Raw genomic sequence first — 16,131 nt, 5'->3', positions numbered from 1 at the left:
CATCGGCCACGGCGCCTTCCTGATGCCCGACATCACGATCGGCGACGGGGCGGTGATCGGCGCCATGGCGGTGGTGACCAAGGACGTGCCGCCCTACGCGATCGTGGCCGGCAGCCCCGCCCGGATCGTGAAGATGCGCTTCCCCGACGCGCTGATCGAGCGCTACCTGAAGGTGCAATGGTGGCGCTACGCCTTCTGGGACCTGCGCCAGTGCTCGATCACCGACCCGGAGAAGTTCATCGACGCCGTCGAGGAACGGATCGCCGGGGGCATGCAGGAATACCGCCCGGAGCGGATCCCGATCCAGTCGCTGATACCGGGCGCATGATCAGATCGTCCCCTCGAGGCGCAGGTTCGACTCCGGATACTCGATCATCACCCGGCGCTGCTCGGGCGAGTTGTTCCAGCCGCCGGGCCGGATGTAATCCCCCGCGTCGGTCACCTCGACGACGTTCTTGACCGTCGGGATCTCCCGGAATTTGTGATCGTAGCCGTTGGCGAACGAGACCACGGTCTCGACCGAGTCGGACAGGTAGCAGATCGCCGGCCCCAGGGTTCCGAACCCGAAGACGAGGTGACGCCCGTTCACGAGGGCGGCGGTGTCCTCGACGATGCTCCCGCTCTGGACGGTGAACGGGATCGCATGCGCGCTGAGATGCGCCTCAAGCGCGTCGATCACCGGGTTGAGGCGGTTCTCGTAGACGAGCTTGACGCGCGTGATCCGGCCTGCCTGCCGGAAGCGGTCGATCACCAGTGTGTAGAAGGCCAGCGGCGGCTGGATGTAGGCGGCGTTGACCCAGGTGCTGAACACGTCGCCCGAGCGGATATGGATGATCAGCTCGTCGTCCGGCTTCGGCGCGAACACCGGCGGCAGCAGATTGTAGAGCGGGTGGATGATGGTACGGACCATCTCGCGCTTGTCGTGCGGCGTCAGCAGGTCCCGGGCGAAGCGCGCGTGGTGCTCCAGCTCCCAGAAATAGCCCTCCAGGAACCAGCCGCCCTCGGGCAGGGGATGGGTGCCCGGCAGGAAGGTGAGACCGCCGAGATCCACCGGCTCGGTGCGCGCGATCACCCCGCTGCTCTCCCGCGTGGCAAGCTTGAAGTAGCGTAGACCGAGCCGGCGGGCGACGGCGATCGCCATGGTGTGCTGCATCAAGCCGTTGCCGAGGGCGGCGTTGAGCACGAGCGACACGCCAATCAGCGGACGGTCGCGGGTGCCAGGCGCGCCGACCAGAGCGTAGCTCATCTGCTCGACCGCGCCGGGCGTTTCGGCCAGGAGCGGGATATCGAGGTCGTGCTCTTCCCGCAGACGGATCAGTTCGAGGGCCGGGCGCTCGACGAATACCTCGACCTGGGTCAGCACCAGCGGCTGGGGCTCGTCGAGCGACAGCTTGACGAACCGTGCCCAGACGAGCCCGGCGAGCGGAAGCTGCAGGGGGATAGCCTGCCCCCGAGCCCGGAAATGCGTCAGCCCCGCGTGGATCAGGGTCCAGGCTGCCCCGTCGTCCGACACCTCGACGCGGAGGGAGCGGGCGGCCTCCCGCGCCACCTCACGCCGGTTGTGGACGACGATCGCCGACAGCGGGAGGCGCTGCCCAAGGTCGACCTGCCACCAAGCCGGTTGGTCGACGTCCGTATGGGCGTTGTACTCCTGGCTGAAATCGCCGTTGACCAGTCCGTCCGGACCCAGCGGGCACCAAGCTGGCCGGGAGCTCTGCGTCGCCGGCTTGCCGAGGGCGACGTTGACGTAGAGATCCGGGTTGTCGAAGGGCGCGGTCATCTTCGAGGTCTGAGCAGCTGGCGCGCGCGCGGTCAACCGCCTTGTCTCCCGCCGCGGCGGCCGTCCGATCGGGGCGGCCCCGGCTTGCCTTGCCGCGCGACATCCAGCTAGGCGATCGGGCCCGGCGTGACGCCACCCGCCGACCGACAAAGGGGCGAACGAGTGCATCGCATGGCCGAAGCAGCCGACCGGATCGAAGACCTCGTCGATCTCGCGGCCCCCCGGGAGATCACCCGGACGGTGGAGGGAGCCCCGCCGGCGCCCGCCGCTGGGCGCCCGGCCGAACCGGATCGAGCTGGTGAGTCGCTCACGCTCGTGGTCGATCTCGGCGTGCGGTTCCCGATCCACGCCGTCTCGGTCAGCCTGGACGGAGCGCGTCGATCGGAGGTCGTAACCGATCTGCGGCTCGCGTTCTCACAGGACGGCAGCGCTTGGTCGGAGCCGCCGATCGCGGCTCGGTCCGCGGCGGACCGGGAGATCCGTGCAGTGCTCGCGGCCGGGGAGGGGCGATGGACGCGCCACGTCCGCGCCGTCGTCCCCGCCGGGAGCGCCTCGGCCCGCGCGCGGCTGCACGTCTGGTGCGAAGCGACGACGCTCGATCTGATCGTATTCCGCGCCCAGCTCGGCGTCGCCTTCAACATCCTCCACGAGCATGCCGGAGCGGTGCTGCACACCTCCTATAGTCTAGTGAGCGCGGAGCCGCCGCGCTCGAAGGCGCTGGTCGGCATCGCGCTCCTCGAGAACGGTGCCTTCGGCAATTGCCTCGTGCAGTACGCAATCGCCATCGCGGTCGCGCGCGCGCTCCGGCTGACCTACGTCAAGATCCCGAAGATCGACCGGAGCCAAGTAATCTTCCTGAAGGAGCGTCTGACCTGCGCGGGGATCACCTTCATCCCCGCCGACGAGCCGCTGCCGGACGACGGCTACTTCCTGTCCGGGATGTTCTTCGACACGCCATTCCAACCCGTGGTGGATGCGCGCGATCCGCTGCCCATGCGGGCGATCGTCCACACGTACATCCGGCCCCTGTTCAACGGCCTGCCGGCGGTGTTTCCGGCTAAGCCCGAGGACGAGCTGATCATCCATATCCGTTCCGGCGACATCTTCAGCACCTGGATCGACCCGAATTACCCGCAGCCGCCGCTGGCGTTCTACCGGATGGTCATCGAGCGCCTGATGGCGGAAGGCCGCATCCGATCCGTCAAGATGGTGTTCGAGAACCGGGCGAACCCGGTGATCCCGGCGCTGGAGGACCATATCGCGCGCATCGGCCTGCCGCTGAGGACCCAGAGCGGCACGCTGGCCGACGACGTCGCGGCGATCGCCAACGGCCGCTACCTCATCTTCGGGTTCGGCTCGTTCGGACCCGGTGTCTGCCACGTCTCGGAACGGGTAGAGCAGGTGTTCTACTTCTCGTGCAACTGGCCGCAGGGCTTCCAGACGATCGAGACGGTGGGCCAAGCCATCGAAGTCCGGGATGTCGGCGGCGGGTACATGAAGATCGGGGAGTGGGCGAATTCCGAGGCCCAGCGCCGCCTGATGATCGAGTATCCGGCCGAGAAGCTGGCCTTCGACGACCGTTTGTGAGCGGGCGCCGCGGCCTCGCCGGCTGAGCCGGCGCGCCTTCGAATCGAATTGGGATGTGTCCGGCACCGATAGCTCGTCTGCGCCAACCAGCCCTAGGCGGCGCTCAGGCCTCGACCACCGACACTGGGATCGCGCGTCCCCAGGATGCGGAGGTGAGCTCCGCGCGCTCGCGGGGACCCTTCGTTTCGAAGCCACGCGTGTAGTTGTCGTGCACGAGAAGGTTGGCTTGCTGTCCCTGACGGGATGTCTCGCTGTCGGGCCAGAGCGGCGGCGCGTATCCGCGGCCGTCGGCACCGACGATCAGACAGGTAAGGCCAAGCGCGAAGACCCGGCGTGTCAGGCCATCGGGGCCGCTCTCCGCGAAGAATGCGTCGAGCTTGGTCGTGATGGCGTAGGTGGCAAGTAGCGCCTGGGCGTGCTCCCGCCGCATCGCGAAGGCGTTCGTCCTCAGGTGAGGATTGGGATACGCCGGAAACAACCGGTTGATGTAATGTAGGCTCTCGAAGGAGCCCGTCGCGCCGACCATGCCGACACCGGGCGTGTCCAGATTGCGCAGGAGCTTGGCGAGCCAGAACGGCGCGTTGATCTCCGAGTTCGTGTTGAGGAAGCAGATGTGATCCTCGCCTACGCTCCTCAGGGCGTCCGCGTAGGCGCCGAGATCGAAGCTGAGGTCGTCGGTTTCGATAGCCTCGAACGGCAAGCCGTCGAAGATCTCCGCCGCCGCCACACGCTGCGCCGCTCCAGCGAAGCCCTTGAAGATCACGTAGAATTTGTGATCGTGCCCAGCGGGGTGCGCTCGGTACGAGGCTACGAACCGCCGAAACCGGTCGGTGTGATCGGCGTCGTAGCCGCGGGCGAGGTAGATGACGGCGGCGGTCCGGATCGACATAGTCTTCGGGCAACTCCGACGGCGTGGGGCCTGCGCGGCGCGGAGCGCGGGCGTTCGTATCGAGGCTGATAGAGCTTGGAGCCCGGTGTGACGAGGGGCTTCTCGCGAACAGGCGGCTGCCCGCACCCAAGCCCGGTCGGAGGCTTAGGCGAGCGATCCGGCTTGGACGGCGCCGGAAGGCCGGGTTGGGAGACTTGTGAGCCGGCCAACGATGGATGACGGGTGGAACAGCGGGTTGAACAGCATCGGCCTTCGCGCGTAAGCCGCGCGGGATCTGATTGGAAGACCCGTCCCTTCGCCGAGGTCAATGCGCCCTCGACGCTCCAGTGGACGGCGGCTGCAATCGGGCGGGACCGTTGGGATTGCCGGAGAGGAACGGATGAAGGCGGTAATCTTGGCGGGCGGGCTCGGGACACGCCTGTCGGAGGAGACCGGGACGCGCCCGAAGCCAATGGTCGAGATCGGCGGCCAGCCGATCCTGTGGCACATCATGAAGGGATTCGCGGCCCATGGCGTGCGCGAGTTCGTGATCTGCCTTGGCTACCGCGGCTACATGATCAAGGAGTTCTTCCTCAACTACCGCCTCCACCTGTCCGACGTGACCGTCGAGACCGGTACGGGGGCGATCGAGTTTCACCGCAGCGGCGCGGAGGATTGGAGCGTATCGCTCATCGAGACCGGACCCGAGACCATGACCGGCGGCCGGCTCCGGCGCGTGCGGTCCTATCTCGGCACTGAACCGTTCTTTATGACATACGGCGACGGCGTCTCGGACGTAGACCTGACCGCACTCGCTGCCTTCCACAAGGCGCACGGCCGCCTGGCGACGCTGACCGCCGTGGCGCCGCCTGGCCGCTTCGGCGCCCTGGAACTGGAAGGAGACGCGATTCGCAATTTCCGCGAGAAGCCGGCCGGCGATGGCGCCGTGATCAATGGCGGCTTCTTCGTCCTCGACCCCCGGGTGCTCGACTATGTCGCGGGCGACGCCACCGTGTGGGAGAACGAGCCCCTGGAGCGGCTGGCGCACGAGGGGCAGCTCCACGCTTTCCGCCACACCGGGTTCTGGCAGGCGATGGACACGCTGCGCGACAAGAACCAGCTCGAGGCGCTCTGGGCAAGTAAGGCTGCCCCCTGGATGATTTGGGCATGAGCGCCGCCGTAGCGAGCGTGGCGGCATCGCGCGCCCAAAACCCCAATCCCGGCTTCTGGGCGGGTCGCCGGGTGCTGCTCACCGGCCACACCGGGTTCAAGGGTGCGTGGCTTAGCTTATGGCTCGGCCGCCTCGGCGCACGGGTCACCGGGTTCGCGTTGGTGCCGGAGACCGACCCGAGTCTGTGCGCGCTAGCCGAACTGCCCGATCGCGTCGACAGCCGGATCGGGGACGTTCGCGACCTCACCGCACTCTCCGCCTGCATGGCCGAGGCGCGGCCTGAGATCGTCCTGCACCTCGCCGCCCAGGCGCTGGTGCGGCCGTCCTATACCGACCCGGTCGGCACCTATGCCAGCAACGTCATGGGCACGGTGCACCTCCTGGAGGCGGTGCGCGCCTGTCCATCGGTGCGGGCGGTAGTGATCGTCACCAGCGACAAGGCGTACGAGAACCGCGAGTGGGTCTGGGCCTACCGCGAGGACGAGCCGATGGGCGGGCGCGATCCCTATTCCAACTCGAAGGGCTGCGCCGAGCTCGTGACCAGCGCGTACCGCGCCTCGTTCTTCGGAAACGGCGGACACCCGGCGCGGATCGCGAGCGCACGAGCCGGCAACGTCATCGGCGGCGGCGACTGGTCGCTGGATCGCCTCGTCCCGGACGTAGTGCGCGCCTTCGGCCGGGGCGAGCCGGTGGAGATCCGCGCGCCGGGCGCGGTGCGGCCCTGGCAGCACGTCTTGGAGCCGCTCTCGGGTTACCTGCGCTTGGCCGAGGTCCTCTGCGGCGCAGACGGCGCGCGCTACGCTGAAAGCTGGAACTTTGGTCCGGCCGACGCGGATTGCCAACCAGTCTCCGAGGTGGTCGCCGGCCTCGCCCGAGGCTGGGGTGCCGGAGCGACGTGGCGCCTCGCCAGCGGCACGCACCCGCATGAGGCGACCTTCCTCAAGGTCGACGCCTCGAAGGCGCGCGCGCATCTCGGCTGGGACCGGCGGCTGCGGCTCGCCGAAGCGCTGGACTGGACCGGGGCGTGGTACCGGGCCCAAGAGGAGGGCGCGGACGCGGCCGCGCTGACACTCGACCAGATCGCGCGCTACGAGGCGCTGGCAGGAGCAGAGGACCGGGCATGAGCGCAGCGATCGATACCGTTCCGGCTACCGCGAATCGAGTCTGCTGCCGTGCCTGCGGCACGCCGCTCGCGCGCACCGTGGCCGATCTCGGCCTGTCGCCGCTGGCCAATTCCTACGTGCCGCCCGCGCGGGCGGGGCAGGGGGAGATGGCCTACCCGCTCCACGCCTATGTCTGCGAGCGTTGCTGGCTGGTCCAGCTCGAGGCGTTCGAGAGCCCGGAGCACATCTTCTCTGACTACGCCTACTTCTCGGGCTTCTCGGCCGGTTGGCTGCGCCACGTGGAGCACTACGTCGCCGCCATGACCGAGCGCTTCGGACTGGGACCGCATAGCAAGGTGGTAGAGGTCGCCAGCAACGACGGCTATCTGCTGCAATACTTCATCGCTCGGGGTGTGCCGGTGCTCGGCGTCGAGCCGGCGGCCAACGTCGCGGCCGTGGCGCGCGAGAAGGGCGTGCCGAGCGAGGTCGCGTTCTTCGGCCGCGCTACCGCCGAGCGGCTGCTCGCGGAGGGACACGGCGCCGACCTGATGGCGGCCAACAACGTCCTCGCACACGTGCCCGACATCCTCGATTTCATCGCCGGCTTCCAGGTGCTGCTGAAGCGCAACGGCGCCGGCACCTTCGAGTTCCCGCACCTCCTGCGGATGATCGAGCACAACCAGTTCGACACGATCTACCACGAGCACTTCTCGTACCTGTCGCTCGGCGTGGTCTCGGGGATCCTGGAGCGGTCTGGGCTGCGGGTGTTCGATGTGGAGGAGTTGCCGACCCACGGCGGCTCGCTGCGGGTGTTCTTCTGCCACGCCGACGGCCCGCACGCGCCGACGCCGGCTGTGGCGCGGGTTCTTACCGACGAGCGAGAGGGCGGGCTGTTCTCGGCCGACGGTTACGGGAGGTTCGCCGGAGCCGTGGTCGAGATCAAATGCGCGAGCCTCGAATTCCTGATCGAGCAGCGTCGGGCGGGCAAGCGCGTCTGCGGCTACGGGGCGGCGGCCAAGGGCAACACCTTCTTGAACTATTGCGGGATCGGCCCGGAGCTGGTCGAGGCGGTGGCCGACCGCTCGCCGCATAAGCAGGGCACGCTCCTGCCCGGCAGCCGGATCCCGGTGGTCTCCCCGGCAGCGCTATTGGAGATGCGCCCGGATTACGTGCTGATCCTGCCCTGGAACCTGAAGGCCGAGATCATGCAGGAGATGGGGGCGATCCGCGCCTGGGGCGGCCGGTTCGTCACCTGCATCCCGGGCCTCGCGGTGGAGTAAGCCCGTGACGTTCGAGGAGTTGCCGCTCGCGGGCGCCTACCGGATCGGCCTCAGCCCGTACACGGACGAGCGCGGCTTCTTCGCCCGGACGGTGTGCGAGGACACGTTGGCGGCGCGCGGGCTGGTGGATCGGTTCCGGCAGTCGAGCGTGTCATTCAACCTGTGGCGTGGCACGGTGCGGGGGATGCATTACGCGTTGGCCCCGCATGCCGAGACCAAGCTCGTGCGCTGCACGATGGGGGCAATTCACGACGTGATCGTCGACTTGCGCCGGGTCTCACCGACCTACCTGCAGGCCGTCGGCGTTGAGCTGTCGGCCGAGAACCGGGCCGCGATCTACATCCCGGCGGGGTTCGCGCACGGGTTCCAGACGCTGCGCGACGAGACGGAGGTGCTCTACATGATCGACCACGCCTACGTGGCCGAGGCGGCCCGCGGCCTGCGCTGGGACGACCCGGCTCTCAACGTGGTCTGGCCGGAGCCAGTGACGGTGATCAGTGAGCGCGACCTCGCCTTCCCGGCCTGGACCGGCGCGGAGCCGGTCGTGTGAGTTCGGGCGTGCCGCGCATCGTGCTCACCGGCGCGACCGGGTTCGTTGGCGCCCACGCGATCCCGGCGCTCCAGGCCCGCGGCTTCGAGATCCACGCCCTCGGCCGCCGGCCGCCGGCCGCGGAGGTCGCCTTCCACCCGGTCGACCTGCTGGACGCGGCGTCTGTCCGAGACGTCCTCGACGCCGTTCGGGCGAGTCATCTGTTGCACTTGGCCTGGTACGCCGAACCGGGCCTGTACTGGCGCTCCGCCGTCAACCTCGACTGGGTCGCGGCGAGCCTGGCGCTGGTCCGCGCCTTCCGGGAGGCCGGCGGTATTCGGGCGGTGGCGGCGGGCACCTGCGCCGAGTACGCCTGGGGCTCCAAGCGCTTGCGCGAGGACGCGCCGTGCGCCCCCGCCACCCTGTATGGGGCCGCCAAGGACGGGACGCGGCGTATCCTGGAGGCCTATGCGGGCGAGACCGGGCTGTCCTTCGCCTGGGGGCGGCTGTTCTTCCTCTACGGACCGGGAGAGAAGCCGGGCCGGCTGGTCGGCGACGCGATCCGGGCGCTGGTCGCGGGCGCGCGCTTCGGCACCAGCACGGGCCACCAGCGCCGGGATTTCAGCCATGTGGCGGACGCGGCCGGGGCGTTCGCGGCTCTAATGGACTCGGACGTCGTGGGCCCAGTCAATGTCGGCTCGGGCGCGGCGGTGCCGGTGCGGGCGATCTTGGAGCGGATCGGCCGCCTGACCGACCGGCCGGACCTAATCGATTTCGGCGCCCGTCCGCTCGCGGACAGTGAGCCGGCCTACATAGAGGCTGACGTGAGCCGCCTGCACGGGGAGGTTGGCTTTCAGCCCCGCTTCGATCTCGACGCGGGCCTGCGCGCAACGCTCACGGCCCACAACTCTAGGCCGTAGGAAACATGTGAGGCATCCGGCGGCGCTGAGACCCACCCCGCTGGCGGCCGCGCCCCGCGCTTGCCTGAGCCGGTACCCCTGTCAGAGCACGTTTGGGTCCGGCGCTTCGCCTTGACGCGGCGGCTCCAGGAGGTCGATGAGCAGCTCCAGCACCTGCGGCGCGTCGCGACGCAGCATCGCGTAGGCCGTCCCAAGGCGATCGCTGCGGTGGCGGACGCCGAAAGCCCGCCAGGGCGCCTCGGTCGGCGCCGCCAAGGGCTCGTAGCTCAGCCCGTCACCGGCCGGCCATACCCGCTCCAACAGGTCGAGCAGGACTCGCCCGTCTTCCGCGCCATCCGCGGTTGGACCGCTCGGCTCAGCCTCCTGCCACGCACCGGGCCGCATGAGGACGAGGACTTCCGCGCGGGCGCGAGCGGCGGCCTGCCGCGCCGCGCGCAGCGGCGGCAGGGGCGCGACGTTCGTGATGACCGTCGCGCCGGCCAGCCGCCCGAGGACGTCGTGCGTGTCGTCGATCGAGGCGTTGTCGACGAGCACGACCTCGCTCGGCGCGCGTCGGCCTTCCGCGAGGGCGCGCATCAGGCGCAGGAGCCGCGCCGGCCGGCCGCCGACGACGGCGAGGACCGAGACGAGCGGGGCTGCGCTCGGCGCCAAGTTAAGCACGTCCCCGGCGGACAGGAACTCGTGCATCTCGGCAAGCGCGAGGCGGTCCTCGTCGCGCCCGGTCCCGTCTGGCGCGGGGCGGCCCCCCGCCGCCTCCCGGGCGAGCCGCGCGAGCGTCCGATCGGCGGGCCCGGTGTCGTACCCGCGCGCGGCCATCTCGGCGCGCCAGTCCGCGGTCTCGACGCCCGGGACGAGTGCCCGGGCGGTCCCGACTTTCAGATAGGGGAAGCCGGCGCGCAGGAGCTTACGCCAATTGTGCAGCGTCGCGTCGAGCCAATCCGGGGCCGGGAACAGGACCTCCGCGCGAAACCCGCTAGCGGTCGCGTAGCGGGCCAGCTGCGTCTCGTACTCGTTCACGACGTCATTCTTATGGGCGTACGACACCACGCCATCGAAGAACGCCCGGCCCACCTCGGAGGCCAGGAAGCGCCCTTTGAGCGCGAGGAAGTAGCTCTGGATGTGCCAGCCCCGGTCGGCATTGTCGGTAAGGCCGACGAGGTCGGCCTCGCTCGCGCGGATCCGAGCGACCACCCGCTCCAGCGCCTCCGGATGGGTCGGCCCGAAGACGCTGTCGTTGACGAGGTACAGGATCTTGGCGTTGAGGAGCTCGGGGTGCAGGCGCAGCACGTGGGCCCAGGCGGCGAAATCGAAACCCGCATTCGCGCGCCGGAAGGCGTGATCGACCTGGTCGAGGGCTGCACCGGTCACCACGACCTCGGCCTCGTCGCAGGCCACGATCAGGGCGCACGCGATCCCGCAACGCCGCAGGCAAGCGAGATGGTGGGCAACGTGCGGCTTGATCGCGCCGTCGCGCGCGTGCGTGACGAACAGGGCGACCTCGTCGGCGAACGCGCCGCCCTTGAGGCGGTCGATACGCGCTGTCGTGATCGGCTCCGACTCGAGGACCGCGTGCGCGTGGGGGCGCCGGCGGTCGATCAAGCCTTCCGTGATGAAGTGCTCAAGGGGATTGAGGCCGCGCCGGGCGACGTCGGGGTTGCGGGCGAGGTACCAGTCCGGATCGAAGGTTCCGCGCCAGGCCTCCCGATCCTCCTCGGCGGCGTTGGCGGCTCGACCCTCTAGGAGCCCGATCCGGCGGAAATGCTCCAGGGGGTCGTCCTGGTAGGGGCCGAGATCCGCGTTCCGCGCCCGGTACCAGGTCGGGTCGAAGCGGGTGTTCCATACGTCCCGCGGCTCGCGATCGGCGTTTGGATACCGGCCCTCGGTCCGGCCGTAGAGGAGATAGTGTCGGACGGGGTCGGCTCTCGTGGCGGCCACGTCAGGATAGCGCGCGCGGTACCAGGCGGCGTCGACGACCTCGCCCAGCGACGCCAACTCGGCTGCCGGGTTGGGTAAGCGGCCTTCTGAGCGGCCATGAGACCGGAAGTGCGCGGATGGGTCTGCACCTGCCGCCGCGACGTCGGGGTAGCGTTCTCGGTACCAGTCGGCATCGATCGACAGGTCGCGCGCCGCGCGATTGCCGGCGTCGCGGTCGTCATGGGAGCCATCTGAGCGTGGATTGTTTTCGTTCGATGCCATCGCTACCGCGCCGACGTCTCTCTGTCTGGAATGGGTGCCGTTTGTGCCCTTCGCACGAGCCAATTACTGAGCATCACCAAGCTCCGCCTCGCGGCGGGATCGCGCTCTTAGCGGCTGTGAACGGAGGAACGGAGTGTGCCAGTGGTCGGACATCGACGACGAGCATGTCGCATATGAGCGAAGATGACAAAGCGACCGGTGGCCTGAACGACGCGCGATGGCGCAGCCTGGCGGGAATGAAGGTAGATGCCTCCTTGTGAGTTTGCCTACAGTCGACCGAACCCGGAGAAGGCACCCGCCTGCACGATGCCGTGGAAATCGGCCAGCCAAGTCTCGGCATGCGCGCCAGAGCGGTCGGGGGAGTAGAAGTAGGCCACAGCCGGCGGCTTGGGACCGCCGAAGGGACGGTCGTCACGCACTACCGTCCAGAGCCGGCCCGTGCGGGTCTTGCGCTTGGCCAGGACCGGTACGGGCGTGTCGTCGAGATGCAGGCGCTCAGCCCCTCGACCATGGGCCTCGGATCCGGGTGACTAGGGGCGAAAGGGCGGTGGTCACTGCTCTGACCAAGCCGGCCAGCGTCGAGACATCGATCGGTACGCCCTCGTGGGCGAAGCGCTGGCTCTGGCGATGCAGCGGCAGGTGCAGGCCGAACTTGGCCATTATCACCTCGGCGAGGAGGTTCGGGCCCGCTCGTCCGCGCGGATCGGATGGAACCGGGCCGGAGCCTGCGCGATCGTCTCGCTGATCCTCCCTCGTCCTCGCGGTTCTCCCGCACTTTGCGTGGATCAGGTAGCAAGGAGCACGCGGCGGCGAAGCAGTGCGAAGCTGGCGCGGCCGTACATGGTACGCTTGAGCATCTTCAGCCGACTGATCTGCCCTTCAGCCTGAGCGTTGCTCCAAGACGTCGTCAGCGCCGCCCGAACCGCCGGCCCGTCCTGCGCCAAGCCAGCCGCGAAGGTCTCTAATGCCGCGACGCCGCAGGTGCGCGTCTCGGAGAGCCATCTGTCGAGTTCGCCGGCCGCATCCACCGGTCGGTCGCCATCCAGGCCGCAAGCGCGCACCAACATCGTGAACCATCGCGCCAGGTCGGCGACGCGTGCTGCCTCGGCGTCCTGCCGGATGCGAGCGAGGTCGGCTGCGGCACTGGGCGACAACGTCTTGATGGACTGAACCAAGGTCCAGGCCAGTTGCTTTTGAGAGGCGATCGGTTCTGCTCTGGGAGCCTCCGCGCTCGTCGCTCCGGTTCGCGACAGCCACTTGTGGGCGGTGCGCCGCGCCGGCACAGTGCGCCGTTCGGTGAGGTAGCGATGCACCTGCCCATGAGTTCCACCAAAGCCCTGGTCGCGGATCTCGCGCCAGAGCGCCATGGCGTTCTCGCAGCCCTCGGCCATGCGCTGCTCCAGATGAGCCAGGTAGGGGTCGAGGCGAGATGGAGCGGGCCGCTGGATCGCGCGCTCGGGGAAGCTCTCAGCCTGGGCGTACTTGCGTACGGTCGCGCGCGCCAACCCTGTAGCGCGGCTGATCGCCAGGAGGGCGGCACCTGCCAGATGACGCCGACGTACGTCCTCGTAGGCCGCAAGCCGCCGGGCACGACTGTCACGGCTCATCGTGATCTCGGCGGCGCTACGGCGGTATGCACGCAGGCGTTCCCCGGACTGGCGGCCATCACCGCTGGGTAGAGCGGGCAGCTGCCGCAGCCGGCCATGGGCTCGGCCGAGCCACTGTTCGAGCGCCTGGCGCATGTTGAGAAGGAGATGCCATCGGTCGGCGACCTAGAGAGCAGCGGGAGCGCCTGCCGCCGCCGCTCGGGCGTACTCGGTCGAGCGGTCGCGGGCGACGATCTGGATGCCAGGATGGCGCCGCAGCCAATCGGTGACGGTCGCCCCGGTTCGGTCGGGCAGCAGGTCGATCGGGCAGCAGGTCGATCGGGCATCGACGGTCGAGATCGACGAGCAGCGTGCCGTAGGTCCGTCCTTTGCGGATGGCCCCATCGTCGATGCCCACGGCTCGCGGCCGATCCACGCTCGGCAGCGGCAGACGGCGCACGAGACGCAAGATCGTATCGGAGCCGGTCTGCATCCCCAGATGGCTGGTCAGGCGCGCACCGGCCTCACCCCCTGCCGCAATCCCGATCCGAGTCTGGGCCTGCGCGAGGCGGCGCGTCCGGCGTGCTCGCGGCGGCATCAGCTGCGGGAGTGGCTCAGCGAAGGTGCGACGGCGGAAGGCACTATCATGGCAGTAGAAGCGTCGGACGCGCAGGCGCAGCGTCATGGGCTGACCAATGCTCGGCAGATCGGCCGGACGGAGTCCATAGCGGCTGTGAACGGCAGAGCTGGTCGTGTCACAGGTTGGGCAACGGCCATGCACACGCCGCGCATGGGCGAAGACGACAAGACGACCGTCGCTACGGATGACGCGCTCGATGGTACAGCCCGGCAGGGATGAGGACAGGATCATCCGCCTGGTGAACCAGCCTGTGCCATCCCCGTCACCGCGACCGTTCCACGCAAAGTGCGGGAGAACCACGAGTTCGAGTCAACCTCAGCCTTTGGAGGCGTCGCGCTGGACGGGCAACGACGTATCCAGGTTGGCTTAATCCGGTTAAGGGGGATAAACGTCGCGCCTCAGCCACTCTCACTGGAAGTGCGATGCGCTACAGCCTCCTCGATTTGCTCGCATCACCGGACACGGGTGCCCCGTTCGTTCTCGTCGGCGCAACTGAGGCGGAAGTTCCTTTCATCGGACCGTATGGCAAGCTGGGGAGCCGCGTGAGTCGCCCGGGCGTGCCGGTTGGGCCAGCATTGGAAGGAGAGGCGGGGGCATTCTACACCTCCTTTTTGGCGCGGCATGAGACCGCCCCGGATGCCCCGGAGCGAAGCCGTCAGACAATCGTCATCGACGGGCTCCTCGTCGCCACCGATACGGGCATGTGGTACCCGATCGTCGACACGATCCCGGAGCTACTGCCTCCGTCCCTGCGCGACTGGCAAAGCCACCACGATTTTCTTGATCAAGTTATCGCTCCGCGCATCCCGGCGGAGCTTGTCGTCGCTTTGCGTCAGGCGGTCGCCGGTATCGACGCCAGTGGCCGCCGCGGGGACAACCACAAGACGTCCGAGATCGGATTGCTCGACAAGGTCGAGGACAAGGCGAACTTCCTAGCGCCAGGGTTGCTGTCGCCATTCAACCCAAACATCTACAATCATCCGGCCGATCTCATACGAGGCTTCGGTAATTGCCTGCCGTTCCTACAATTGCAACACGGCCATCGAGTGCTCGACTCCGGATGCGGGTATGGCTGGACCACTGAGTGGTTGATGAATCTCGGCATTGATGCCGTCGGCATCGACATCTCGCGCGTCTACCCCGATGTCGGACGTCGACGGATGGGCCCGAACAATCAGCCCCACCTTGTGGTCGGCGACTCGGAGAATCTGCCGTTCCGCGCGGGGGTCTTCGACGCCGTACTGTGCTTCGACGCGTTCCATCACATACCGGACCGGCCGGCCGCTATGCGATGCTACGAGCGCGCCCTAAAAGATCCGGGCCGAATCGTGCTTCTTGAGCCAGGTGGGCAGCATGAAACCGACGAGGTGTCGGTCAACGTGATGGACACCTACGGTATCATGGAAGTCGGCATGGAGCTTGCCGACGTGCAGGGCTATATCGACGGGATCGAGACCTTTCGGGCCGCCCGGCAGATATTCCTGACGCCGCATCTCAGCGATGATCCGCGCATGTCGGTCCCGATCTCGGAGCTGCGCGATCGTAGCTATATTGGTTGGGGCATGTTTCTCATCGAGAAAGATGCTGCTGCCGCAGTTCAAGCGCGATCGTTGGCAACCGTGGCGCAGGCGCAGTCAGCGACCCAACAAACGAACGGTCTCGGCCGCTTGCTGGGCCGTGTGCTGAAACGCTGAGGCACGTTCTGACGAAGTGGATGTCGGCTTGACGCAGGCGATTGATCCTGAACACCATTTCCGAGCCGAGCTTGCTGCGGGGAAGGTGTAACGATGGACGGTCGAGGTCAGACCATTTTCGTGGCGGGCCATCGGGGGATGGTGGGCTCGGCGATCGTGCGTCGCCTGCGTGAGCTCGGTCACGAGCGGATCCTCACGGCCGACCGCCGGACCCTCGACCTCTTGGATCAGGCGGCGGTCCGGCGCTTCTTCGCCGAGAACCGCATCGATCAGGTCTACCTCGCCGCCGCCCGCGTCGGCGGCATCCACGCCAACAACACCTACCCGGCCGAGTTCATCCACGAGAACCTGCTGATCCAGTCGAACCTGATCGACGCCGCGCACACGCACGATGTCGACCGGCTGCTGTTCCTCGGCTCGTCCTGCATCTACCCGAAGCTCGCCCCGCAGCCGATGCGCGAGGACGCCCTGCTCACCGGGCTGCTCGAGCCGACCAACGAGCCCTACGCGATCGCCAAGATCGCGGGGATCAAGATGTGCGAGAGCTACAATCGCCAGTACGGGCGCCGCTATCGCAGCGTCATGCCGACCAACCTCTACGGGCCGAACGACAACTTCCATCCCGAGAACGCCCACGTGCTGCCGGCGCTGATGCGCCGCTTCCACGAGGCGAAGCAGGAGGGTCTGGCGAAGGTCACGGTCTGGGGCACCGGCCGCGCGATGCGCGAGTTCCTGCACGTCGACGACATGGCGCGGGCCAGCGTCTACGTGATGGAG

Annotated in this window: 14 protein-coding genes and 1 pseudogene; 9 read left to right on the top strand and 6 right to left on the bottom strand. The window is 68.2% G+C overall.

Features of this window, described 5'->3' with window-relative positions; all coding sequences use genetic code 11:
• The coding region (locus ME121_RS30710; protein ID WP_491892918.1) for an LbetaH domain-containing protein at positions 1–328 on the top strand (328 nt) is incomplete at its 5' end.
• On the opposite strand, the gene ME121_RS30705 is transcribed toward ME121_RS30710, so the two are convergent.
• On the bottom strand, positions 329–1,780 hold the full coding sequence (locus tag ME121_RS30705) for a discoidin domain-containing protein (protein ID WP_059410162.1): 1,452 nt from the start codon (positions 1,778–1,780) through the stop codon (positions 329–331).
• Positions 1,781–1,951: 171 nt separating this feature from the next.
• On the opposite strand from ME121_RS30705, the gene ME121_RS30700 reads away from it, so the two are divergent.
• Entirely contained in the window at positions 1,952–3,367 is a 1,416-nt protein-coding gene (locus ME121_RS30700) for a coagulation factor 5 8 type domain-containing protein (protein WP_089231759.1), read from the top strand.
• 103 nt (positions 3,368–3,470) lie between these two features.
• On the opposite strand, the gene ME121_RS30695 is transcribed toward ME121_RS30700, so the two are convergent.
• Positions 3,471–4,130, bottom strand: coding sequence for a hypothetical protein (locus tag ME121_RS30695; RefSeq protein ID WP_206406986.1), 660 nt, complete (start codon positions 4,128–4,130; stop codon positions 3,471–3,473).
• A 505-nt stretch (positions 4,131–4,635) separates the two neighbouring features.
• Between ME121_RS30695 and rfbF the strand changes: the two genes are divergently transcribed.
• The 5 genes from rfbF to ME121_RS30670 are packed head-to-tail and all read left to right on the top strand — an operon-like array spanning position 4,636 to position 9,238.
• Positions 4,636–5,406 (top strand): glucose-1-phosphate cytidylyltransferase, encoded by a 771-nt coding sequence (gene rfbF / locus ME121_RS30690; RefSeq protein WP_059410161.1) that lies wholly within the window; start codon positions 4,636–4,638, stop codon positions 5,404–5,406.
• Positions 5,403–6,530, top strand: a complete 1,128-nt coding sequence (gene rfbG, locus ME121_RS30685) for a CDP-glucose 4,6-dehydratase (protein WP_059410160.1) — start codon at positions 5,403–5,405, stop codon at positions 6,528–6,530. The genes rfbF and rfbG overlap by 4 nt, the downstream gene beginning before the upstream one ends.
• Positions 6,527–7,789 (top strand): class I SAM-dependent methyltransferase, encoded by a 1,263-nt coding sequence (locus ME121_RS30680; protein ID WP_059410159.1) that lies wholly within the window; start codon positions 6,527–6,529, stop codon positions 7,787–7,789. Before rfbG ends, ME121_RS30680 begins: the two co-directional genes overlap by 4 nt.
• A 4-nt stretch (positions 7,790–7,793) precedes the next feature.
• Complete coding sequence (locus tag ME121_RS30675) at positions 7,794–8,339, top strand: dTDP-4-dehydrorhamnose 3,5-epimerase family protein (RefSeq protein ID WP_059410158.1); 546 nt, start codon at positions 7,794–7,796, stop codon at positions 8,337–8,339.
• A complete protein-coding gene (locus ME121_RS30670) occupies positions 8,336–9,238 on the top strand; it encodes an NAD-dependent epimerase/dehydratase family protein (protein ID WP_408902590.1) in 903 nt (300 codons plus the stop codon). Before ME121_RS30675 ends, ME121_RS30670 begins: the two co-directional genes overlap by 4 nt.
• An 81-nt stretch (positions 9,239–9,319) precedes the next feature.
• Here ME121_RS30670 and ME121_RS30665 read toward each other — a convergent pair whose 3' ends face one another.
• From ME121_RS30665 to ME121_RS30660, 4 genes and pseudogenes are all read right to left on the bottom strand, one after another.
• On the bottom strand, positions 9,320–11,173 hold the full coding sequence (locus tag ME121_RS30665; protein WP_458472511.1) for a rhamnan synthesis F family protein: 1,854 nt from the start codon (positions 11,171–11,173) through the stop codon (positions 9,320–9,322).
• Between the two features lie 527 nt (positions 11,174–11,700).
• Positions 11,701–11,925 carry an IS66 family transposase gene (locus ME121_RS34525; RefSeq protein WP_206406997.1) on the bottom strand — a complete coding sequence of 75 codons (225 nt, stop codon included), beginning with the start codon at positions 11,923–11,925 and terminating at the stop codon, positions 11,701–11,703.
• A gap of 4 nt (positions 11,926–11,929) precedes the next feature.
• The gene (locus ME121_RS34520; protein ID WP_206406993.1) at positions 11,930–12,094 is read right to left on the bottom strand and encodes an IS66 family transposase; all 165 of its coding nucleotides are present in this window, start codon (positions 12,092–12,094) and stop codon (positions 11,930–11,932) included.
• A 125-nt stretch (positions 12,095–12,219) separates the two neighbouring features.
• Positions 12,220–13,891 (bottom strand): annotated as a pseudogene (locus ME121_RS30660) (ISL3 family transposase).
• A 191-nt stretch (positions 13,892–14,082) separates the two neighbouring features.
• Here ME121_RS30660 and ME121_RS30655 point away from each other — a divergent pair.
• On the top strand, positions 14,083–15,354 hold the full coding sequence (locus ME121_RS30655; RefSeq protein WP_059410156.1) for a methyltransferase domain-containing protein: 1,272 nt from the start codon (positions 14,083–14,085) through the stop codon (positions 15,352–15,354).
• A 93-nt stretch (positions 15,355–15,447) separates the two neighbouring features.
• The coding region (locus tag ME121_RS30650) for a GDP-L-fucose synthase family protein (protein ID WP_059410163.1) at positions 15,448–16,131 on the top strand (684 nt) is incomplete at its 3' end.

Origin of the sequence: Methylobacterium sp. ME121 (assembly GCF_000974725.1) — a bacterium.
Classification (GTDB): domain Bacteria; phylum Pseudomonadota; class Alphaproteobacteria; order Rhizobiales; family Beijerinckiaceae; genus Methylobacterium; species Methylobacterium radiotolerans.
This window is presented reverse-complemented; position numbering and strand designations above follow the sequence as displayed.